20 protein-coding genes and 1 tRNA gene are annotated in these 20,418 nt (G+C 53.9%); 2 read left to right on the forward strand and 19 right to left on the reverse strand.

Features of this window, described 5'->3' with window-relative positions:
* Nucleotides 1-5: 5 nt before the first annotated feature.
* From C5Y83_RS14400 to C5Y83_RS14455, 12 genes are all read right to left on the reverse strand, one after another.
* A complete protein-coding gene (locus C5Y83_RS14400) occupies nucleotides 6-203 on the reverse strand; it encodes a hypothetical protein (RefSeq protein WP_105330423.1) in 198 nt (65 codons plus the stop codon).
* Nucleotides 204-240: 37 nt separating this feature from the next.
* Nucleotides 241-777 (reverse strand): FHA domain-containing protein, encoded by a 537-nt coding sequence (locus tag C5Y83_RS14405; protein ID WP_105330424.1) that lies wholly within the window; start codon nucleotides 775-777, stop codon nucleotides 241-243.
* Nucleotides 778-1,045: 268 nt separating this feature from the next.
* Nucleotides 1,046-1,447 (reverse strand): ATP synthase F1 subunit epsilon, encoded by a 402-nt coding sequence (gene atpC / locus C5Y83_RS14410; RefSeq protein WP_105330425.1) that lies wholly within the window; start codon nucleotides 1,445-1,447, stop codon nucleotides 1,046-1,048.
* Between the two features lie 2 nt (nucleotides 1,448-1,449).
* Complete coding sequence (gene atpD, locus C5Y83_RS14415) at nucleotides 1,450-2,901, reverse strand: F0F1 ATP synthase subunit beta (protein ID WP_105330426.1); 1,452 nt, start codon at nucleotides 2,899-2,901, stop codon at nucleotides 1,450-1,452.
* A gap of 102 nt (nucleotides 2,902-3,003) precedes the next feature.
* A complete protein-coding gene (gene atpG, locus C5Y83_RS14420; protein WP_105330427.1) occupies nucleotides 3,004-3,903 on the reverse strand; it encodes an ATP synthase F1 subunit gamma in 900 nt (299 codons plus the stop codon).
* A 36-nt stretch (nucleotides 3,904-3,939) separates the two neighbouring features.
* Entirely contained in the window at nucleotides 3,940-5,466 is a 1,527-nt protein-coding gene (gene atpA / locus C5Y83_RS14425; RefSeq protein ID WP_105330428.1) for a F0F1 ATP synthase subunit alpha, read from the reverse strand.
* Between the two features lie 20 nt (nucleotides 5,467-5,486).
* On the reverse strand, nucleotides 5,487-6,119 hold the full coding sequence (atpH, locus tag C5Y83_RS14430) for an ATP synthase F1 subunit delta (RefSeq protein ID WP_105330429.1): 633 nt from the start codon (nucleotides 6,117-6,119) through the stop codon (nucleotides 5,487-5,489).
* A gap of 61 nt (nucleotides 6,120-6,180) precedes the next feature.
* Nucleotides 6,181-6,996 (reverse strand): ATP synthase F0 subunit B, encoded by an 816-nt coding sequence (locus C5Y83_RS14435; RefSeq protein WP_105330430.1) that lies wholly within the window; start codon nucleotides 6,994-6,996, stop codon nucleotides 6,181-6,183.
* Between the two features lie 70 nt (nucleotides 6,997-7,066).
* Nucleotides 7,067-7,294 carry an ATP synthase F0 subunit C gene (gene atpE, locus C5Y83_RS14440; RefSeq protein WP_105330797.1) on the reverse strand — a complete coding sequence of 76 codons (228 nt, stop codon included), beginning with the start codon at nucleotides 7,292-7,294 and terminating at the stop codon, nucleotides 7,067-7,069.
* Between the two features lie 172 nt (nucleotides 7,295-7,466).
* The gene (gene atpB / locus C5Y83_RS14445) at nucleotides 7,467-8,678 is read right to left on the reverse strand and encodes a F0F1 ATP synthase subunit A (RefSeq protein ID WP_105330431.1); all 1,212 of its coding nucleotides are present in this window, start codon (nucleotides 8,676-8,678) and stop codon (nucleotides 7,467-7,469) included.
* 3 nt (nucleotides 8,679-8,681) lie between these two features.
* Entirely contained in the window at nucleotides 8,682-9,131 is a 450-nt protein-coding gene (locus C5Y83_RS14450; protein ID WP_105330432.1) for a hypothetical protein, read from the reverse strand.
* Nucleotides 9,132-9,169: 38 nt separating this feature from the next.
* Entirely contained in the window at nucleotides 9,170-9,448 is a 279-nt protein-coding gene (locus C5Y83_RS14455) for an AtpZ/AtpI family protein (protein ID WP_105330433.1), read from the reverse strand.
* A gap of 791 nt (nucleotides 9,449-10,239) precedes the next feature.
* Between C5Y83_RS14455 and C5Y83_RS14460 the strand changes: the two genes are divergently transcribed.
* Both C5Y83_RS14460 and C5Y83_RS14465 read left to right on the forward strand, forming a co-directional pair.
* Nucleotides 10,240-11,460, forward strand: coding sequence for a DUF4912 domain-containing protein (locus C5Y83_RS14460; RefSeq protein ID WP_199195041.1), 1,221 nt, complete (start codon nucleotides 10,240-10,242; stop codon nucleotides 11,458-11,460).
* Nucleotides 11,461-11,614: 154 nt separating this feature from the next.
* Nucleotides 11,615-12,517 (forward strand): sugar phosphate isomerase/epimerase family protein, encoded by a 903-nt coding sequence (locus tag C5Y83_RS14465; RefSeq protein WP_105330434.1) that lies wholly within the window; start codon nucleotides 11,615-11,617, stop codon nucleotides 12,515-12,517.
* A 66-nt stretch (nucleotides 12,518-12,583) separates the two neighbouring features.
* On the opposite strand, the gene larE is transcribed toward C5Y83_RS14465, so the two are convergent.
* The 7 genes from larE to C5Y83_RS14495 all read right to left on the reverse strand — a co-directional run bounded on the left by larE (nucleotide 12,584) and on the right by C5Y83_RS14495 (nucleotide 20,417).
* Entirely contained in the window at nucleotides 12,584-13,405 is an 822-nt protein-coding gene (gene larE, locus C5Y83_RS14470) for an ATP-dependent sacrificial sulfur transferase LarE (RefSeq protein WP_105330435.1), read from the reverse strand.
* A gap of 99 nt (nucleotides 13,406-13,504) precedes the next feature.
* Nucleotides 13,505-13,627, reverse strand: a complete 123-nt coding sequence (locus C5Y83_RS29985) for a hypothetical protein (protein WP_261341464.1) — start codon at nucleotides 13,625-13,627, stop codon at nucleotides 13,505-13,507.
* A 141-nt stretch (nucleotides 13,628-13,768) separates the two neighbouring features.
* On the reverse strand, nucleotides 13,769-14,179 hold the full coding sequence (locus C5Y83_RS14475) for a hypothetical protein (RefSeq protein WP_105330436.1): 411 nt from the start codon (nucleotides 14,177-14,179) through the stop codon (nucleotides 13,769-13,771).
* 34 nt (nucleotides 14,180-14,213) lie between these two features.
* Nucleotides 14,214-14,287 (reverse strand) — tRNA-Arg (locus C5Y83_RS14480).
* Between the two features lie 216 nt (nucleotides 14,288-14,503).
* Entirely contained in the window at nucleotides 14,504-15,511 is a 1,008-nt protein-coding gene (locus C5Y83_RS14485) for an NAD(P)-dependent alcohol dehydrogenase (protein ID WP_105330437.1), read from the reverse strand.
* Between the two features lie 106 nt (nucleotides 15,512-15,617).
* Entirely contained in the window at nucleotides 15,618-17,369 is a 1,752-nt protein-coding gene (locus tag C5Y83_RS14490) for a DUF4340 domain-containing protein (protein ID WP_105330438.1), read from the reverse strand.
* A gap of 69 nt (nucleotides 17,370-17,438) precedes the next feature.
* Complete coding sequence (locus C5Y83_RS14495; RefSeq protein WP_105330439.1) at nucleotides 17,439-20,417, reverse strand: Gldg family protein; 2,979 nt, start codon at nucleotides 20,415-20,417, stop codon at nucleotides 17,439-17,441.
* Nucleotide 20,418 lies beyond the last annotated feature (1 nt).

Consider the following 20,418-nt stretch of genomic DNA (forward strand, 5'->3'; position numbering starts at 1 on the left):
GAGGCTTAGTTGGCGGCTAACAACTGAGCGTATAGGTCTCGCAGTTCATCCTTCAAAAGGTCGCAGCGAGCCGAGATGACGATGGTCGGCTCGCTATTAGATTCGATCACAGAACGCGTTTCACGGAGCGATGTCAAAACGACATCGTCAAAGTGAATGAGCGACACCGGCTCGTTGCCAAGGATGGGGGCAGTCGGATGCATCAAACCAATCTCTTCGGAATGTAGGGATTCTGCCGATTCAGGCGGATCGGCGATGTTGGGACGTTTGTCGAATTGGGTCGCTGAGTCGTGATTGAATATCACGAAGCAGTCGACGTACGGCCGCGACCCCTTCTTGGCCTTGGCCGTCGGTAGCTACCCACGCGGCTTTGGTTGCCGGGGTTGGCACCATTTTCGCTGCTTCCGCAGGACGATCAGGCGAAGCAGCGGTTTGATGAAAACGGAATTCATACGGACCACAACGGATACGATCGCCATCCTCAAGATGGCTTAACAACGCATCCTCAGCGTTTACAGTAAGCACCGGCTCGGCTGCCAGGCAGCGAAGCTGATAACCACCGTCGGTACGCAGGATGTACGCATACAGTTCAGGGAACTGGTCATCTCCCAAGACAAGATCGCATTCGTCACTGGAACCCAACATGAAAACGGAGGACTCGATATGCCGAATACGGAAACTTGCCTGTCCCCGACTAATCAACAGTTCAGCGCCCCGTCCCCGATTTCGAGAATCCGAACCGTGCGTTGCTGCGTTTTGCGATGAATCTCGACCCATGTCGACTTACCTTGACCAACGATACAAGCTGAGAACCCGTGGGGGAAAGTTCTCGTTACTGCTTGAATTGATCGACAGACACGCGGTGAGATTTCGCCACGATTTGACAGGATCGGCGTGGTTTTCCTACGCAGCTTTCCGCCAGTGGCGTTTCGGTAAGATAGACAATCCTGAAGCAGCGGAATTGCCTGGATCACGCAATACTTGCGATAGCATCGCATTGATGGATGCGATGCTATCAGCCGATGGCAAAAGAATGCCGGCCGACCTATTTGGCGGCTTGCTTAGCGGTCCGGATCTGCGCCCGAGCCTGCTCGATGTTGCGAGTCTTGATCGCGGCTAATTCTGCAGTCGGCGCGACTGCTTTTGATGCCTCGGCGAGTTGCTTCTCGGCTTGCTCAAGATTAACTTCGTCGCACGGAATCGCCTTGCCGGTGAGGATGGTAACCTCGTTATTGGCAATTTGGACGAACCCGCCGTCGATGTATAGCTTCTGAGCTTGTCCGCCAGAAACCAATCTCATTTCGCCGAAACCAAGTCGACCGATGACCGGGGCGTGGTTTTCACCAATCCCCATTTCGCCATCCGCTAAGGGGAGCGCGATGAAATCAGCCGTTGTTTCCAGAGCGGTCTTCTCGGGAGTGACCACGATGCATTGAATGGAAGGCACGATTAACGCTTCTCCGAAGCCATCTTACGAGCTTGTTCTTCAGCCTGTTCGATCGAACCAACGTACATGAACGCCGATTCGGGCAGGTGATCCCACTTACCATCGCAGATTTCTTCAAAGCTGCGGATCGTGTCGGCCAACGGGGTAATCTCACCCGGCTTGCCGATAAACTTTTCCGCCACAAGGAACGGCTGCGACAGGAAGCGTTCGATTCGGCGAGCACGATGAACGATGATCTTGTCCGATTCGCTCAATTCGTCGATACCGAGAATCGCAATGATATCTTGAAGTTCGCGGTAACGCTGCAGGGTAGTCTGCACGCGACGAGCAATCGCATAGTGGCGTTCGCCGACGTATTGAGGATCGAGAATACGACTGGACGATGCCAGCGGATCCACGGCTGGATAAATACCCTTTTCCGAAATCGATCGTTCCAGGTAGATGAACGCGTCGAGCTGGCCGAACGCCGTAGCCGGGGCCGGGTCCGTCGGGTCGTCCGCAGGAACGTAAACAGCTTGCACCGAGGTGATAGCACCCTTCTTGGTGGAAGCAATACGTTCTTGAAGCTGACCCATTTCTGTAGCCAGCGTTGGCTGGTAACCCACCGCCGAAGGCATACGACCGAGAAGTGCGGACACTTCAGAACCCGCTTGTGAGAAGCGGAAGATGTTGTCAACAAATAGCAGCGTGTCGGTACCAGTTGCATCGCGGAAATGCTCAGCCATGGTCAACGCGCTCATCGCGACGCGAAGACGGGCACCAGGCGGCTCGTTCATCTGACCGAACACCATGCAGGTTTGTTCGATAACGTAACGACCGGTGGTACCGATTTCCGTTTCCTGCATTTCCAACCAGAGGTCGGTCCCTTCACGAGTTCGTTCACCCACGCCAGCGAACACGGAGAAACCACCGTGTGCCGAAGCGATACGAGCGATCAGCTCAGTGAGAATAACCGTCTTACCCAGACCAGCACCACCGAACAGACCAGCTTTACCACCACGAACGAACGGGGTCAGCAGGTCGATCACCTTAATACCGGTTTCAAACACTTCCGTGCTGGTCGACAGCTCGTCGACGGCCGGGGCAGGGCGGTGAATAGGGAGGTAGGTATCAGTTTCGACTGGACCACGACCGTCGATCGCATCGCCGGTGACATTGAACACGCGGCCGAGTGTTGCCTTACCGACAGGAACCGAAATCGGCTTGCCGGTGTCGACACAATCCAAACCACGGATCAGACCGTCGGTGCTACCCAGGGCGACACAACGAACACGGTTGCCACCCAAGTGCTGCTGGACCTCTCCGGTCAGGTTGATCGTGACACCCTTGTAGTCGCCGTTCACCTTCACAGCGTTGTAGATCTCAGGAAGACCACCGTCGCTGAACTCAGCATCGAAGGTCGAACCGATGACCTGGGTGATCTTTCCGATTTTCTGTTCGGTCGCAGTCGCCATGTTTCTATTCTCGATAGGAATCGGTTTCTAATCGTGTTGAAAGGGAAGGTAGTAGATACCTCGGCGCCTCTCAGCCACGGTTTGTATGGGGACGACGGATAACTACGAGCTCGCGAGAGCTTCGACGCCGCCGATGATTTCCATGATTTCGTTGGTGATCCGGCTCTGTCGGGCGCGGTTGTATTCGCGTGACAGGAACTTGATCAAATCGTTTGCATTCTCGGTTGCTGCCTTCATCGCGACGCGTCGGGCGATTTGCTCGCAAACGGCGGCATCGAGGAAGCATTTAAACAGTTTCACCTTGAAGCTGGTCGGAACGACCTCTTCTAAGATACTTTCGGCCGAAGGAATGAATTCGTACATCGACCCTGTCGAAGGCTTCTCAGCGTTCGCACCCTCTTCGGAAGCACCTTCTAAACCGCTCAAGGGGAGCAAAGTCTCGACGGAAGGTTCTTGACGCGAGGTTGACACGAACTTCATGTAAGCCACGTCCAAACGATCGATTTCCTTCGACTGGAATGCGTCGAGCAGGTCGACCGCGATCGTTTCGACTTCTTCGTAACGAGGTTTGTCCTCGAAGTTGAAGAACGATTTGTTCGGACTGAGCTTTCGTTGGATACGGAAGATTGAGATCCCCTTCTTGCCGGAGATCCACAATTCGACTTCGCCGTATTCTTCCTGCAACTCTTTAAGACGTGGGAACGAGGCACGGCAGATGTTACCGTTGTAACCACCGCACAGACCGCGATTGGAAGTCAGCACCAACAACACGGCCTTCTTCTTCGATTCCCGCTTCTCCAAAAGGGGATGCTGGAATTCGAGTTCGGTCGCGGTTAGGTCCTTTACAAACTGCGTGATCCGCTGCGTGAACGCCGTAGCGGCAGAAGCTCGGTCCATGGCCTGCTTGAAGCGGGCCGTGGCGATGAGCTCCATCGTTCGCGTAATCTTCTTGATGTTGCGAACCGACTTGCGGCGTTTGTCGAGGGTTCTTGGATTGGCCATGTTCTTCGGTGGCTAAAAGGATCGCGGCGAGGGCGATTAAACTTCGGCAGTTTCCGACGGGACGAAGGTCTTCTGGAATTCGGCAATCGCCGTCTCCATCAGATCGCGAACTTCGTCAGTCAGGTCCTTGGTCTCTTCCAGTTTCTCGCGAATCTGGGCGTACTTCGCTTTGACGAATTCGAGGTATTCAGCTTCCCACCGAAGAACGTCAACGACCGGCACTTCGTCCAAGTGACCACGGGTACCAGCGTAGATGCTGAGAACCTGATCATAGACGTCGAGCGGTTTGTATTGGCCCTGCTTCAGCAGCTCGACCATGCGGTAACCGCGGTCGAGACGACGCTGAGTTGCTTCGTCCAGTTCGGTACCGAGCTGTGCGAACGCTTCCAATTCACGGAATGCTGCCAAGTCTAAACGAAGACCACCGGCAACCTTCTTCATCGCTTTGATTTGAGCGTTACCACCCACGCGAGAAACCGAAATACCGACATTCATAGCAGGGCGAATACCTGCGAAGAACAAGTCAGGCTGCAGATAGATCTGGCCGTCGGTAATCGAAATCACGTTGGTTGGAATGTACGCGGACACTTCACCTTCGAGCGTCTCAATGATCGGCAGCGAGGTCAATGAACCAGCACCCAGCTCATCGCTCAGTTTGGCCGATCGTTCCAGCAGACGGCTGTGACAGTAGAACACGTCACCTGGGTAAGCTTCACGACCTGGCGGACGACGCATCAGCAGCGACAACTCGCGGTAGGCAGCGGCTTGCTTCGACAAGTCGTCGTAGACGATCAAAGCGTGCTGGCCGTTGAACATGAAGTACTCGGCCATGGCGGTACCGGCATAGGGTGCCACGTACTGCAGCGGGGCAGGGACACTCGCCCCAGCCACGATGACCGTGGTGTATTCCATCGCACCGTTACGGCGAAGGATTTCAACCACACCGGCAACCGACGAGTCTTTCTGACCGACGGCGACGTAAAAACATTTAACGCCGGTGTTCTTTTGATTTAGGATCGCGTCGATCGCGATGGCCGTCTTACCCGTTTTGCGGTCACCAATGACCAGTTCGCGTTGACCACGACCAACCGGGGTCATCGCGTCGATCGCTTTGATACCGGTCTGCATCGGCTCGGTAACCGGCTTACGCTCGGACACGCCAGGGGCAAGGAATTCGACCGGGCGCGTTTCGCTCGATTGAATCGGTCCCATGCCGTCGAGTGGGTTACCCAGCGGGTCGACCACACGGCCGAGCACGGCGTCACCAACCGGCACCGACAGCAGCGTACCCAGGGCTTTGACTTCGTCACCTTCTTTAATGGTGAGGTAGTCACCCAAAATGATCACACCGACGCTGTTCTCTTCCAGATTGAAGGCCAGGCCGATCGTGCCGTTGGGGAACTCGACCATTTCACCGGCCATGATGCCGGAAAGGCCGTAAACCCGAGCGATACCGTCACCTACTTCCAGGACACGTCCAACTTCTCGCACGTCGACTTGCGTGTCGAACTGTTGGATCTCCTGCTGGATGACAGAAGCGATTTCGTCCGCGTTGAATTTCATGGAACTTACCGTCTACTGCTTTAACTCTGCGTTGAATTGGTGAATCGCTCGAGCGAGGCTTTTGCCTCCTGAGCCGTTTTTTCGAGAGCCTTGAGCCGAAGCTGTTTCAGCCGATTGGCGAGGCTGCCATCAAAGACCGTGTCCCCAACATGCAGGACCAGTCCGCCAATGAGATCAGGATCGACTTCCGTCTTCAACGCAACCTCCCGACCAAGCTTCTCTTTCAGACGCTCCGTCAGGCTCGCTGCAAGTTGTTCCGGAAGTTCGGCAGCAGTCGTTGCCGTAACCTCGATCAGTCCGCGTCGATCGTTATCGATCTTCCGCGCGGCTTCGTAAATCTCGCGAAGACAATCTTGCCTTCCGTGCTGGGTGACCACCTTCAAAAAGGTGAGCAGCACAGGATTCATTTTCTCGCCAAAGGCCTTGTTCAGGACATCGATCCGTTGCTCTTCCGTCAGGATCGAACCTGCGATCGCGTGCCGCAGATCTTCACGCTGAGCGATCACATCATGAAGCAACGATTGGAACTCTTCCAGAACCGCCTCGGTTTGGCCAGCTTCGTCCGCCGCCCCAAGCAAAGCTTTGGCGTATACGGTGCCGATGCGTTGCCGGCCGAGGTCAAAGGTCGAATTGTCGGAAGATGGTCCAGCCATGGTCGGAAGGATTATCCTGACGAAGGTTAGGGCGTACGTGGAAAGCGATCTTCAAGCGGTACTAGTTAGTGCTAGGCAGCTTGGAAATCGAATCCTGAATCAGGTTGGCGTGGTCTTCTGGCGTCAGTTCCTTGCGGGTGATCTCGCCCGCAAGTTCCACTGCCAAGTTGACGGAAGCCTGGGCCAGTTCGTTGATCGCGGCCCCCTTGGCGGCCTCGATTTCGCGGGTTGCTCGCTCCATGGTCGCTTGAGCCGACTTCTGGGCAGCTTCTTCGATCTGCTTGGCCTTATCGTCGGCCAGTTTGATCATGTCATCCCGCGTCTGTTTGATTTCCTGTTGGGCTTCCGAGAGCTTACGAGTGTACTCGTCGAGCTTAGCTTTGGCTTGCTCATACATCTCTTCCGCCTTCTTCATCTTGCCTTCCATCGACTCTTCGCGAGCTTTCAGGGCAGCGACGATCGGTCCCCAGGCGAAGTAACCTAAGACGGTCACCAAGCCAAGGAAGACGAACAATGTGAACAGCGAAAGTTCAAGCTGAAAAGCCAAAGGATCTTCCAATGATGCCGAAGCATCGTTATGGGAGAGATCGTCCGGGTTGCCATGACCAGCGTGACCCTCGTCATGAGCGTCGGCAATCGCCTCTTCGAGGTCGCCATCAGCGACATCGGCGACGATTTCCTTGAACTTCTCAGCTCGCTCGTGACGGTCTTCCTGCTTCTCCTGGCGAGCGTCTTCTGCCGCCGCCATTGGCTGCGCTTCTGCGGCAGGCTCTTCCTTCTCGGCGTCCTGAGCCCAGGCAGGGGCAACCAGAAAACCAATCAGAAGAACCCCTGCGAACGTGCTCCATGGCGTAGGTCGAAGTAATGCGTTTCGCATCGTCTTTACAATCCCGGAAAATGCTTGAAAGGTGAACTCGGCTGGGCACCAACAGGCAAGCTGAATACGACTAGGCGATCCAGCAAAGCAGCAGTGCGAAGAAGGTAAAACCTTCGATAAGAGCTGCAGCAATAATCATTGCGGTTTGAATGTTACCAGCGACTTCTGGCTGACGAGCCATGCTTTCGAGGGCACTAGCAGCTAACTTGCCGATGCCGTAACCAGCACCGATAACGACCAGGCCGATACCGAGGTAGTTGGTTGCGATAGGCAGGCTTGCGGTAGCTTCTTGAGCCATCGCTGGGACAGCCATAGCGAGCAGGGCGAAAACACTCATGATGCTCAATTTGACGAAATTGATCACGGAACAGGTCTCCTCAACCGTAACGAAAATGCGTTTACGTGTGTTTCGGGAAAAAAAGGTCTACGTTTCTATATCCAATGGCGACGTCAACTCAGCCAGCACAACCTTAGTGGCTGTGCGTTTCTGCATTGATGAACAGTGCAGCGAGCAAAGCGAAGACGTATGCCTGTAGGAAGGCAACAAAAAGTTCCAAGCAGCTCAACAGGATACTTCCTGCCAGAACGATTACCATCACTGGCAACGCGAGCAGATATCCTTGATCTTGAACGGCGATTGCTAAACCCATGACTGCTAAAAGCACGACATGCCCAGCGACCATGTTAGCGAGCAAACGAACGCCCAACACAGCATGCTTGATCAACATCCCCATGACTTCGATCACGAACATCATCGGAATAATGAAGATTGCGAGGATAAACGGCAAATCCATCGATGGAACCAGGTTCTTCCAGACACCGACCGGGCCGAACTCCTTAGCACCTGCAATCATCCCGATAAACAGGACGGCGACGGCCAAAGTGATCGTGACACTAATCGAGCCGGTAGGGGACCCCATCCACGGCAACAGTCCAAACAGGTTGCAGCCGAGAACGAAGAAGAACAAGGACCACAAGGTGGCGACAAACTTGTCAGCACCGTGATGAATATTGGCTTTGGCGACTTGATCGCGAATGAACGTGATGAACACATCCAACAAATTCCAAAGGGTTCCCTTCGGAAGCTTACCGTTGGCTATTCGACGCGAGTAAGCGATGAAGACAACTGCGATGATTACTGCAACGAAGACTTCAATCAGCATGAACTTCGTCACCCCAAACCCCGATTCCTTTTCGTACAGGTTTCGCAGCTTGGTTCCTGGCGGTTGAGGAATTAGGATTTTTCCACTCAGTGCGTGGTTGTATCCGTCAATCTTCTCAGGCGACCAGTTGGCTTCCTTGGATGACTTATACTGATCCGCGGTGATGCCAGAAGCGATATCTTGGCCACTCTTGGCCCAAGCCAAACCTTCGCCACCTTCTTCTTTCGGGGCGGCTAGTTCCGCCAGGTAACGCTGAATAGGCTTGCCGTGGTTGCCTTCTTCGTGCTTCCAGTGTTCGTAGTTGTGCAGGAAGTCATGCTCGCTAGGGAGACCTTCGGCTTCTTCGCTGCTGAGCTCATGAAAGACTTGCTCGGCCTGCCACTCTTGAAACTGTGGGTCGAGACGTACCCAGACATCCGGGAAGTCTTGCACAGTTTCGTGGTTTTTAGGCCACAACCACTTCGGAACCTCGAAGTAGAAACTGTCTTTGATATGGAGCAGGACCTCGTTGGCGGCCATTAGCTAAGCGGCTTTCTTAAATATGGACGTCTGCGATACGAGTTGGACTGCCAATACGGTTTCGACCCCGAGGGTCAAAAGATAGTAGACCAATATCATGCCAAACAATCCTGCCTCAGCAAGCGGGCCACCAGCGGTATGCATCAACATTCCGAAAACTAGTGGAATTCCCGTGCGGAAAAACGTTCCGAGCAGGACCGAAGGAATTTTGAAGTCGGTGTCGCGAAACATGATCGTGAGCACCAAAGCTGCTTCCATGCCGATCAACACAACCGTTGCGGCAGTGGCAGCTGAGAACACTCCAACCAGTTCATAGCGGGTGTAGCCGTACGCCGCGAAGAGCGGAAAGACGCCCAAGATTCCCAGCAGCATCCACAAGCACGGCAAAAAGTCGTGCGCGACTACTTTACGTGCATCGCTTTCTTCAGATGTGTTGGCGTTTGGGGTTGTCATCGCTTCGTGTGCGGGGCGTTGGGGTTTGCAGAGCCAACTTAGCTGCGATGCTCTTCATCGCGTTCGGCCGGGTCGTGCTCTACACGTCCGCGTGTTTCTTGCGAATTGGCCATGATCACCAAGTGAGTCATGCCCAGGATGAGCCCGGCGGCAAAACCAATCATCGCGAAAACTGGGAAAGTGATCCCCAATAAATGGTCGATCCCATAACCTAATACCCCGGGCACAATCATCTCGCCACAGATCGTGAAGATCCGTCCTACCCAAACGTAGGCCCTCGCAATCGGATCGAGGTCCGGTTGAAAAGGTGGTGCCAAGGGAAAAGCCCTCTGAAATTTAGGAAGGGGCTTCAGGCCACAGTTCACACGAGATCGAGGGTGCTACCACGAACTCATGCGGGCCAATCTATTTCATGACTTGGGCACGGTCAATCAGGCCAAACCGCCGCACCGAGGGAATTCGTGGAATTTTTCACAATGTCGAGCCGAGTGCTTCGCAACACCATTCGATCAAGCCAAGCAAATACCACCCACCAGAAGCTGATGCAATAAATTTGAAATACTTGAAAAAATCCAGTTCTTTGGGTCGCAGAAATGAGACGCTAATACGAATAAGTTTCCGAAAAAGCTAAAACCAGAGGTGGCAAAGCAACGTACCACGAGTGGTTGGTACGTTGCAATTTGAGCGACGTTCAGCTACAATCGATAGGAGTTTGCTTGCCCAGGATACCACCCTACAGAGCCACACAGCTTGGTTCTATGGGAGTGCCTGAGATCTCTCCACTAAATCCCTTCAACGGCATTTAACGGGGAAGAACTTTACCCTAAGCAAATTAGACGTTTGATCCATTTCAATCGTCGCGGCACCCACCTAATCGAGGAAAAGCCTGTTACCTCCCCGGTAACTCGGTTGGCCTTATCAGCGACAATCACGCATATATCCCGTTTTTCATCTGCGTTTCAGATGAAGCTTCTGCTCAGGGACCGAGCGGGGCGAATGTCGATCGACACCGTTATGGACGACTCCCCTGAATAGTTTGCCTTGGGGGCATTCCGTCACCCCCAGACGAAGTAAGCGTTCACATCCTTTGAGCCAGGAGGAACTAGTCTTGATCACCGCCGCTTCTCTGAAGGAATACACAGCAAAGGACTTAGCTCAAATGGCGAAGCGCCGTGGTGTGACCGGTTGGCACGCGATGCGCAAGGATGAACTGGTGAAAGCCCTCATCAAGGCTGCGAAGACAACCAGTTCTACCTCCAAGAGCAAATCATCCTCCAAGGCCAAGAAAGCGAAGCCTGCCGCACCGGCGGCGAAAGCTCCAGCACCAGCGACCGCCAAGTCCCGCAAGGCTCCCACGGCCAAAGCGAAACCACCGGAAGTAGCCGCCAAAAAGCGAATTTCAAAGCCGAAGCCCCAGAAAAAGTCCGACCCGAAAGTGGTCGAATCGATTCGCAGCATGCACGAGCAGCGTCAAGCGGCGAAGGACATCGGTACGAGCGGCAACGAAGCGAACGGCGCAGATCGCTTGGTATTGATGGTGCGTGATTCGTACTGGCTACATGCCTGCTGGGAAGTCTCGCGAAAATCAATCGATCGCGCCAAAGCTGCCTTGGCTCAAGACTGGCACACTTCGATCCCCGTGCTTCGGGTCACCCAAGTCGACGGCGAGATCATGACAAGCGGTTCCGAACGCCTTGTGAAGCAGATCGAGATTCATGGGGGCGTCAAGAATTGGTACATCGACGTCGCTGACCCACCGAAAAGCTATCGTTGCCACCTTGGCTATCTCGCCACGAACGGTCGATTCCATGCGATCGCCCGCAGCAACGTGGTAACCACACCACGCCCTGGCTCGTGCGAGGAAATCGACGGCAACTGGGACGATGTCGCTGAGAACGTGGAAAAGATTTATGCCCTCAGCGGCGGTGCCGACGAAGAGCACGCGGACGGCGAACTGCGAGAAATGCTGGAACAGCGCTTCCGTCGCCCAGTCGGCATGCCGATGGCCGCCCGTTTGGGTCTGGTCGGCGATCAATTTACCAACGGCAAGTCGAACCAAGACTTCGATCTCAAGATTGAAGTCGAAATGATGGTTTATGGTTCCACCAAACCTGGATCGTACGTCACCCTCTCGGGCGAACCGGTCAAGGTTCGGGAAGACGGCACCTTCTTGGTAAAAATGGATTTCCCTGACAAGCGACAGATTTTTCCAATCGTTGCCCGCTCGAAGGATGGGCTGGAACAACGGACGATTGCTCTAGCCGTCGAACGGAACACCAAGACCATGGACCCGATTTCACACGACCCGCGCGATGCGAATAGCACCTAGTTGCTAAATCCCCAGAAATCACGGGATATCAAGTAGTAAATTGCGGAGATTTCCTTCATAATAATTCCGCGATAAAGCATTTAACCCGCACAGAAGGTTGGTACGATGACTTTTCGTACCAACCTCTTTTTACTTCTTGCCTGAGGTCTTATTCATGAATCGCTCCCGCCGAGAGTTCCTCACCAACTGTTCTGCTGCTGCCGGAACTGCTGCGTGCTCGCTTGCTGTGGCTGGCCCAGCATCCCTTCTGGCTGCCGAACAGGATGCCAAATCCAAGCAGACCAAAATCAAAAAGGCTGTCAAAATTGGCATGGTGGGCGTCAAAGGTACGCTCGCCGAGAAGATGACCGTTTTGAAAGAACTGGGCTTCGACGGTGTAGAACTCAACTCCCCAGGCGGACCTGAGCCGGCGGAAGTCCAGAAGGCAATCGAAGTCTCTGGTTTGCCTGTGCATGGCGTCGTCGACTCGATTCACTGGAATACACGACTTTCCGACCCTGACGAAGAAGTCCGAGCCAAAGGGCTGGAAGGTCTGATCACCGCCATCAAGGCCAGCAAGGCCTACGGTGGCACAAGCGTGCTGCTGGTTCCTGGCGTGGTCAACAACGATGTTACCTACGATCAGTGCTGGGAACGCTCGATCGAGCAGATCAAGAAAGCGCTGCCTGTCGCCAAGGAAGAAAACATTCAAATCCTCATGGAAAATGTCTGGAACAACTTCCTAACCGATCCGAAAGAAACCGCTCGCTTTATCGACGAACTCGATAGCGACATGGTCGGTGCCTACTTCGATGTCGGCAACACCGTGAAGTACTCGCCTCCGCACGAATGGATTCCTATCCTGGGTGCCCGCATCAAGAAGCTCGACATCAAGGATTACGGCAACGGCAAAGGTTTCGGCGCCAAGTTGCTGGAAGGGGACGTCGATTGGCCGAAGGTGATGGCCAACCTTCGCGAAATCAACTACGAAGGCTGGGCAACTGCGGAAATCTCAGGCGGACCTCGCGAGCGATTGACTGAAATCGCCGATCGTATGGATCGTATCTTCGCCAGCTAAGTAAGCGAAGCATATTAAAAGAAACAAAAGAGCTGTCCAAAATTCCTTGGGCAGCTCTTTCATACGCTACAGCTGAACCTGAATTAGCTGATTCAGACTGCCAGACTTCAAACCACCCAAGTCGAGCGTGACAAACTTGAAGCCGATCTCTCGTAACTCTGCTTCAACGCGCTGACGAATATCCGCATCAGCAAGGACGGCAATCGAATCAACGGGGACTTCGATTCTCGCCAAGTCTCCTTCGTGGTAGCGAACTCGCATGTCGCGAAGCCCCAGGTCTCGCACAACTGCTTCGGCCAGTTCGACCATCTTGAGTCGCTCTGGAGTGACCTCGACACCGTAGGCAATGCGGCTTGCCAAGCATGGCGACGCCGGCCGATCCCAGACCGGTAACGACCACTCTTTGGCGATCTTACGAAGGGTGGACTTGTCGATCGCACACTCGATCAAAGGAGACCGTACGTTCGCATTGGCAGCGGCGATCATGCCAGGCCGGTGATCTCCTTGATCGTCGAGATTTGCTCCGTTGACGATCACTTCGGTCGCGTACCGCGAACGGATCGCTGTCAGGTGATCGTACAGTTCCGACTTGCAGTGGAAACAACGATCGGAAGCGTTGGCCACATAACCTGGGCGGGAGAGCTCGGAGGTCTCAACGACTTCGTGACGAATGCCAATCGCCGCGGCGACCTGCTGAGCAATTTCCAAATCACGCTGAGCCACGCTCGGACTTTTCGCGGTCACGGCAATAGCTCGGTCTTGCAAGGCAAGCGACGCTGCTTTGGCCACGACACTGCTATCGACACCCCCAGAAAATGCGACGAGGCAAGACTCTAAATTGTTGAACCAATCCAACAATTGCTGGCTGGCAGGGGAGGGGGCGTTCATGAACACCAAGTCAGGACAATAGGCTCGGGAAAATGGATAAACAACGCATACACCATTTTAGATGGCGACCCGGAGGCGGACAACGACGCGTGGCGTAGGCTACACAATTCCAGCCAACGCGTGCTCAATCATCTCTTTCCGAACTAAGCGGTCGAGCCACGTTTCTGGGATGCCGTGTTCGCCCCAAAACGCACCGGCAAATTGGCCACTTTCGATTTGCATCTACCATTAGTTTCCATCACGTCTTGCGTTTCAAGTTAAGTATCGACGTTTGGATTGAAGCGTTGGGGCCTGCCGATGGCAACATCGTCTTTGCGAACGAGTTGCTCACAATACTACCTGCTTCATACAGTCGAGGTCACGTTAGACTTCCTCTATTACAAAGCCGCGATACAGCGGCATCACTAACATGGCAAGCCACGTGTAAGGATGGATCCCCATCACCAGCGATAGCTCAACTTCGCTGCCAGAAGAATTGACGAAAAACGTCGTTTGCCAGATCGATCCACCAGCATCGGAGGTCAGGCAAATCCGATCGTTCTCGACCAACGCGATCGCTTCCAATTCCGTTTGTTCTTCACGTCCATTCTGCTGCCAAGTGTCGCGAAACGGTGTCCCAACTCCGTATTGCTGGGAAGCTATGAATTCCATATCCGTAATATGAGGGAACGCTTCAGTGAAATTGCGGATACCAGAAATGGTCGCGAAGACCGTCTTTAGGGAAGCACGAACGAGACGCGTTGCCTGGACCGCTTTCGTAGAAGCTGCGACCAATAGAAGAGAAACGCTGGTCGGCCAATCAAAAAAGCACGCCCAGGAGGGCTCGAACCTCCGACCTGCGGTTTAGAAGACCGCTGCTCTATCCAACTGAGCTATGGGCGCAAAAGCTTGCGGTGACACAAGTTCCCTTGATTCTAGCCTATGCGTGGCCGTCGCCAAGGGAATTGGGGAGCTGCGGCCAGGAATTTTGCTCTGATCCGCGTTAAGTTAACCGCTTGCTACTTGAGAAGCGACACGATTCAGGCCGGAAGGATCGCCCAACCGGCCAAAATCATGGGAATTTTATCCTCGCCTAAGAACTGGCTATTCAGATTCGCCCTAGAAATCGTTTTTCAGCACAATTCGGTAACGGGCCTTGCCGCTCTTGAGATGTTCCAAGGCGTCGTTAATCTTCGACATCGGCATCTCCTCAACCATCGGAGCGATGGCATGCCGACCGCTGAAGTCAAGCATCTTGGTTGCCAGGGAAGGGCTGCCGATGGGACTACCACCGACGGTTCGCTCTCCGGCCAGCATCGGGAACCAAGTCGCCTCGAACTTCGGAATCGCACCGACAATTTGTAGCCGCCCGCCGGGCTTCAGCAGATTGACGTAAGCATCCCAGTTCAACATCACATTGACCGTCACCAAGACCAAATCAAACTTTCCGGCCGCCGATGCCAATGCGTCTTCATCACGCGAGTTCAGGAAGTGATGGGCACCCATCTCCTTCGCTTCGGCTTCTTTGTCAGGCGACGTCGAGAACGCTGTGACTTCGCATCCCCAGGCGTTTACAAATTTCAGGGCCATATGCCCTAAGCCACCAATTCCGACGACGGCGACATGCCCAGTCGGGCTCAATTGGCTAAGGAACAAGGGATTGAAAACAGTCAGCCCACCACAGAACAAAGGCCCCGCTTTGGCAAAATCAACTGCATCGGGAATTGGGATTGCCCAGGCTCCCTGACACCTCACTTTGTTGGCGAAGCCACCATTGCGACCGACGATTGTATCGACACCGTTAGGGCAGCGATGATGATTGCCCGACATACATTGATCGCAAACCATGCAGGATCGAGCCTTCCATCCCAGACCGACCTTCTGGCCTACCTTTAAGTGCTTGACCAAGTCTCCCATAGCCGCGACACGGCCAACTACCTCGTGACCGGGAACAAACGGATAGCTCGACATCCCCCAATCGTTGTCGACCATGCTGAGGTCGCTGTGGCAAAGCCCACAGTAGTCGACGTCGATCTCGACTTCATCCGGACCGAGTTGTCCAGGATCGTATTCATAGGATTCGAGCGTTTTGCCAGCTTCGGTGGCGGCATAAGCGAGAAAGCCCATCCTTTTACTCCTCTCAAAGCGATCATAAAAAAACGCAGCACCAACTCAACCGGCGGTGCTGCGTGAATTATCGCACACTGACATTCCGAGAAGCAATCAAACGAAGCTAGTCGTTCGAGTCCTCCTGGGAATCATCAGACGATTCGTCCGATTTGTTCGCCGATTCTTCGGTTTCCGTCGGTTCGTCTTTTTCCTCTTCTTTTGGAATCGTAGCGGACTCTTCTGTCTCCGGCTCTGCCGGCTTCTCTTCGTCGCCACTATTCATCGGTTCTTCGGATGCTGGCTTTTCTTCGGTCGGCTCTTTTGGCTCAGGGGAAGAAGCCGCTGGAGTCATTGGCTGTTGAAATGCCCCGGGCTGCATCACCTCTGGCTTCGTAGGAGGTCCGCCCATGCCGCCAGCGGACGGAAGCAACATGCCACGGCCACCTTGTTGATCGGCCGGCTGATTCGGGTTTACGGCGATTTGATCGCGTTTCAGTTGGATCTTGGCAATATCTTCACTCGAAACGACGTAGTACCAATCGGCGAACTTGTCATTCAGGTCAAGAATCTTGAGCTTGGCAGCGGCTAGACGTTGATGGTAGACGTCCAATGCCCGACCGTTCGCATCTTTGATTTCTCGACGCAGCTTATCTTGTGCCTCGACATCTTGCCCTTCGCCTTCTTTAATCTCCGGAACCTCTTGCAGTTCCGGCATCGGTACCATCTCTTGGGCAAACTCGGCTTGAACAAACAAGTATTGCTGTCGCTGATCTTTATTCTCGCCACCCAGTCGCTGATTTCCGAACAGCAAGCGATAACGGACAGCATCTTTCGTTTCGAAAACAACTTCCCCATTGACGCCACAAATCTTTGCGGTGTCTTCGCCCGGCAGCGTATAAGGCAGGAACCCGGTTGCGATCAGTGTGCCCCAGTCATCCTGTTGTAACTTTTGAATCTCGAAGTCCTTCTTTAGCGCATCGGCGAGTTGGAGTGGTTTGGGCACAACGTCGACGATGGTGACATCCTTGAGGGCATCACGAATCGCGTTCAAGCGTTCCGTATTCAGAGCTTCCCCTTCCGGAATCTGAGCTGGCTGCAAGTGAGCTGGATCGCCGGCGGTAGGAGCTTGAAATTCGGTCAGATTCCAGCCGTTGCTGGCTTCGTTGAATGCGACCTGAGCGTCCATTTGCGGTGAGAAACCAACAGTGCCTTGAGCGGTTAGCTGAAGGGTGTAATTGCGGAATCGCATCGCTAATACATCAAACGGATTAACCTCAAGCAGGTCTTTGTCGATCCAGTCGGAGAACTCAGTCGAGAATACCGTCGGATCAAGCTTCACCAGGTAAATCCGATTTCGGCCTGGGACGCGAACGTAGCGGAGTTGGGCGTTCTCTTTGTCGGCGTAGCCTACGATCAGATTCGCCAAGATCTTGTCAGCGGAATCTTTGATGGAGATCATCTGGCCCACCCCTTCATCCGCAGCCGTCAGCGAATTGGCATTAGGCTCGACTACGCCGTAATCGGGTTGCTGACCCGGCGTTGCTTCGATAACCCGAAGGACCTTAAGGTCAACCAAGCTGACGGCGGCCTTTGTCATATGCTCGGTCGCATTCGCCGGATAACCACCCTTGGTGACGATTTGCCAGCCGTTCTTCGTGTTGGCAACTTCAAACTTGCGAATCGTGGCCCGCTCGGGGTCGAAGCGGGTGATCAGCATCGATTGTGCTTGAAGTGGATCGCTAAACTCGGGGAAGAGTGGCTTGTTGACCTCTTCTTCCGGAGCATCGTTGATCGCGACGGGGCGCGAAGCGTAGGCCCAACCACCAACAATGGCAGCGATGAGAATAAAGATCGCGGTTTTAGCTTTTTCACTCATAGCAATTCGCTCGGCGAATAAGTGCGAAGGATTTTATGTTGAGGACTCGGACGGAGGAGAAACGGCGGCTTACTTGATGATTCGATCTTTCGATAAGCCTTCTCGTTCCTTGAGTCGACGGAGGACGAACACCACGATACCAATCACGATCGGCGGGATCGGCGGCAGGGCAACGGCCAGCGTCTTTACTTGGTTTTGGTAGGCGAGAACCTTACGATTCAGCTCGCGCTGAATTCGTTCCTGTTCGCGTTGGAGGTTGGCTTCGATTCGAGCGACCGCGGCCTTCTTCTTATTCTCGACGTCAGCTTCACGCTGAGCGAGATCAGACTGCAACGCTTGAACTTCTTTCACTTCCTCAACACGAATCTCGCCCCCTTGAGTCGCTCGGGCGTTGAGGTCGCGGATTCGCTTGTTCAATTCTTCAATCGGCTGCTGAAGCTCTTTCTCAAGCTCATCCTGTTGCTGCTGGGCACGAAGCGAAGCTTCACGCAGCGCTTCATCCCCCTCAGTTCGGGCCGATTCGGTCAATGCTTCCATCAATCCCAAACGGGCGATTGGCTCATTACGACTGCGAATCGGAATGTACTCGTCTTCGCCTGCCAATTTATCGAGCAAGTTGAGCAGGAAGACCGTATTGTCGAGTTGCATTTCGGAAGGATCACCACTGACCGCTCGCATCTGGACGAAAGCACTATGCAGTAAGTCGATATCGGCGACCATTGCAACATTCAACTGCGGTTCGCTGGACTTGCTTTCCGCATCCTTGGTTTCGTCTTCTTCCGCGTCGTCCTCTTTCTTCTCTTCCGGCTGTTGCAATGCGGCGGCATTGGCAGCGGTCGACGTGGGCGTTCCTTGAATTAGCGCGGCCAGGACAAATGGATCTGGCATCCCTCCGGTCGGCCCGACAGCGATCTGACGTTTCGCATCCAGTCGCCGCTTGTCTTGTGCGTAGGTCATCAGGTCCTGGTAAGAAACCGTACCAATCTTCGTTCCAGTCGAGACCAACGGCGTGAAGGTCATCGACTTCGGGAAGCCAGGCTGTTTTTGAATTGCCCCGGGATACAGAAGCAGCATTTCTCGCAGGCCAGAAGTCACGTCGACGGTGTTATTCAGAGCCGTGTAATCGGGTGCCCCTGGTACAAATGGATCGGCAAACACGTATTCTTTCGTAATCACGCCTAGCTTGCTAAGACGAACTTCAGGGTTGTAATCTTGCCAGACAACATATGGCTGATAGTAGCGATCGGTAGGCAACTGCTTGCCTGGCATTTGAATGTGAAGCAGATCCCACAACTGACGAATGTCGCCCTTCGGTTCCGCTGGACGACGACCGGGGAACTGGCTTCGCTTCTCTTGACCAATTGGGGTAGCAATTCCCATCAGTGTGGGTGCCGGGTCGTCGAAGATTGCCGTCGGCACGCCAGACTTGATGACGTCGATGAAATTCTGCATGCCCACCGGCGTGAGGCTTGATGGTTGAACCGCCAACAGAACATCGTACGAGGAAGGATCAATCGGTGAATTCGGATCGACCTCAGTCACATCAAACTGTTTTTCCAATTCGTTGATAATCAACTGAGGCGGGATGTTTTGGAAACCTCCGAGTTGCGACTGCTGAATGCCGCCAAACAACTGAGCATCGGTCGCTAACACCCCAAGTCGCTTCCGCTTCTTTTCGGCCACGGTACCAATCGAGCGGACCAGTTCATACTCAACGGGGACCCCAGCATCGAAGAAGGGAATCACCACCTTTTCCAAACCGCTTTGTACGACCGCCCCGAGAATGACCTCCTCCTGAGCAAGCGCGCCACGCTCTTCCGAAAGCAATTGCCGTGGTTCGATTCCGTACGTCTCACGAGCGATATCGGCCGTTTCGCTAAATGGTTCGAGGCCATCATGGATGACGACGTTGATGTTAGAACCGTTTAAAGCACGAAATTCATTCAGGTAATTGACGACGTCCAGCTTTGTTTGGGCGTGCGACTTTGGGACATTGCCACTGACGAATGCTTCGATGCGGATAGGCTGCTCGGTGGAAAGATTGCGAACAAGTTCTTTGGTTTCCGGTAAAAGACTGCTCGTGCCATTCTCGGTGTAGTCCCATCGCACGTCATGAATGACGAAGGCCAGGGTGCCGGCAAATGCGACGACCAGCAAACAGACCGCGCGAATGATGAAATGGAACAAGAGCGACTCGCCATCTTTACCGCCGAGCCAATGCCGGCGACCGATGAGCACCATCGAAAGGTAGATCCCGACGAAGGTCATCATCAGGAAGTAAACCAGCGAACTGATCGAGACCACGCCACGTCCAAAGTCCGCGAACTGCTTACCCATACTTGCTTCGCTGAGGAAGCCGACCCATTCGTTCTGCGTTACGAAAGCATCCGAGTATTGCAGCAGCACGAACGGGGCATTCACCAAAATACCGAGCACGAAACCGAGCGTCAGGTTGTTCGTCATAAACGAGGCAACCATACCTAGTGAGATCATCGTCAGCCCGATGAACCAGTAACCGATGTAAGTTGTGATGAAGAGGCCAACGTCCATCGAGCCCAGCGAGAGGCTATCGAGCACCAGAAAGTTGCAGACCTGCGAGAAGATCAGCGACACGCTGAACACCGACACGGCGGCAAGGTACTTACCGATCACGATATCGAAGTCGGTTGCCGGCAACGTGAGCAATAATTCGTCGGTTCCGAGACGCTTTTCGTCCGCCCACAATCCCATGGTGATCGTTGGAATGAAGATCAACATGATGAGCGTTATCTGACCGTTTAGTTCATTCAAATTAGCCAGGTTCGCGTTGAAGAACTCGTGCGGCCAAAACGCGGCCATCGAAGTCAACAACACAAAGATCGCCAGAAAGACATACCCGGTAGGATTGCTAAAGTAGGACTTGAAGTTTCGCTTCATCACCGCATACGATGCCTTCTTGGCCATCGAAAGCGGAATCAGCATGACGAAGAATGCCAAAGCGAATAGCAGATCAAACAATACCAGCGTCAGAAGCTTGAAGTAGAATTCGGCGGGCATCGAGGTATACATG

The sequence above is a fragment of the Blastopirellula marina genome, assembly GCF_002967765.1.
In the GTDB taxonomy this organism is placed as follows: Bacteria; Planctomycetota; Planctomycetia; order Pirellulales; family Pirellulaceae; genus Bremerella; species Bremerella marina_A.

Coding starts and splice junctions, on each gene's coding strand:
- C5Y83_RS14400 (WP_105330423.1), bottom strand. CDS start 203: ATGCATCCGACTGCCCCCATCCTTGGCAACGAGCCGGTGTCGCTCATT.
- C5Y83_RS14405 (WP_105330424.1), bottom strand. CDS start 777: ATGGGTCGAGATTCATCGCAAAACGCAGCAACGCACGGTTCGGATTCT.
- atpD (WP_105330426.1), bottom strand. CDS start 2,901: ATGGCGACTGCGACCGAACAGAAAATCGGAAAGATCACCCAGGTCATC.
- atpG (WP_105330427.1), bottom strand. CDS start 3,903: ATGGCCAATCCAAGAACCCTCGACAAACGCCGCAAGTCGGTTCGCAAC.
- atpA (WP_105330428.1), bottom strand. CDS start 5,466: ATGAAATTCAACGCGGACGAAATCGCTTCTGTCATCCAGCAGGAGATC.
- atpH (WP_105330429.1), bottom strand. CDS start 6,119: ATGGCTGGACCATCTTCCGACAATTCGACCTTTGACCTCGGCCGGCAA.
- C5Y83_RS14435 (WP_105330430.1), bottom strand. CDS start 6,996: ATGCGAAACGCATTACTTCGACCTACGCCATGGAGCACGTTCGCAGGG.
- atpE (WP_105330797.1), bottom strand. CDS start 7,294: ATGGCTCAAGAAGCTACCGCAAGCCTGCCTATCGCAACCAACTACCTC.
- atpB (WP_105330431.1), bottom strand. CDS start 8,678: ATGGCCGCCAACGAGGTCCTGCTCCATATCAAAGACAGTTTCTACTTC.
- C5Y83_RS14450 (WP_105330432.1), bottom strand. CDS start 9,131: ATGACAACCCCAAACGCCAACACATCTGAAGAAAGCGATGCACGTAAA.
- C5Y83_RS14465 (WP_105330434.1), top strand. CDS start 11,615: ATGAATCGCTCCCGCCGAGAGTTCCTCACCAACTGTTCTGCTGCTGCC.
- larE (WP_105330435.1), bottom strand. CDS start 13,405: ATGAACGCCCCCTCCCCTGCCAGCCAGCAATTGTTGGATTGGTTCAAC.
- C5Y83_RS29985 (WP_261341464.1), bottom strand. CDS start 13,627: ATGCAAATCGAAAGTGGCCAATTTGCCGGTGCGTTTTGGGGCGAACAC.
- C5Y83_RS14485 (WP_105330437.1), bottom strand. CDS start 15,511: ATGGGCTTTCTCGCTTATGCCGCCACCGAAGCTGGCAAAACGCTCGAA.
- C5Y83_RS14490 (WP_105330438.1), bottom strand. CDS start 17,369: ATGAGTGAAAAAGCTAAAACCGCGATCTTTATTCTCATCGCTGCCATT.
- C5Y83_RS14495 (WP_105330439.1), bottom strand. CDS start 20,417: ATGTATACCTCGATGCCCGCCGAATTCTACTTCAAGCTTCTGACGCTG.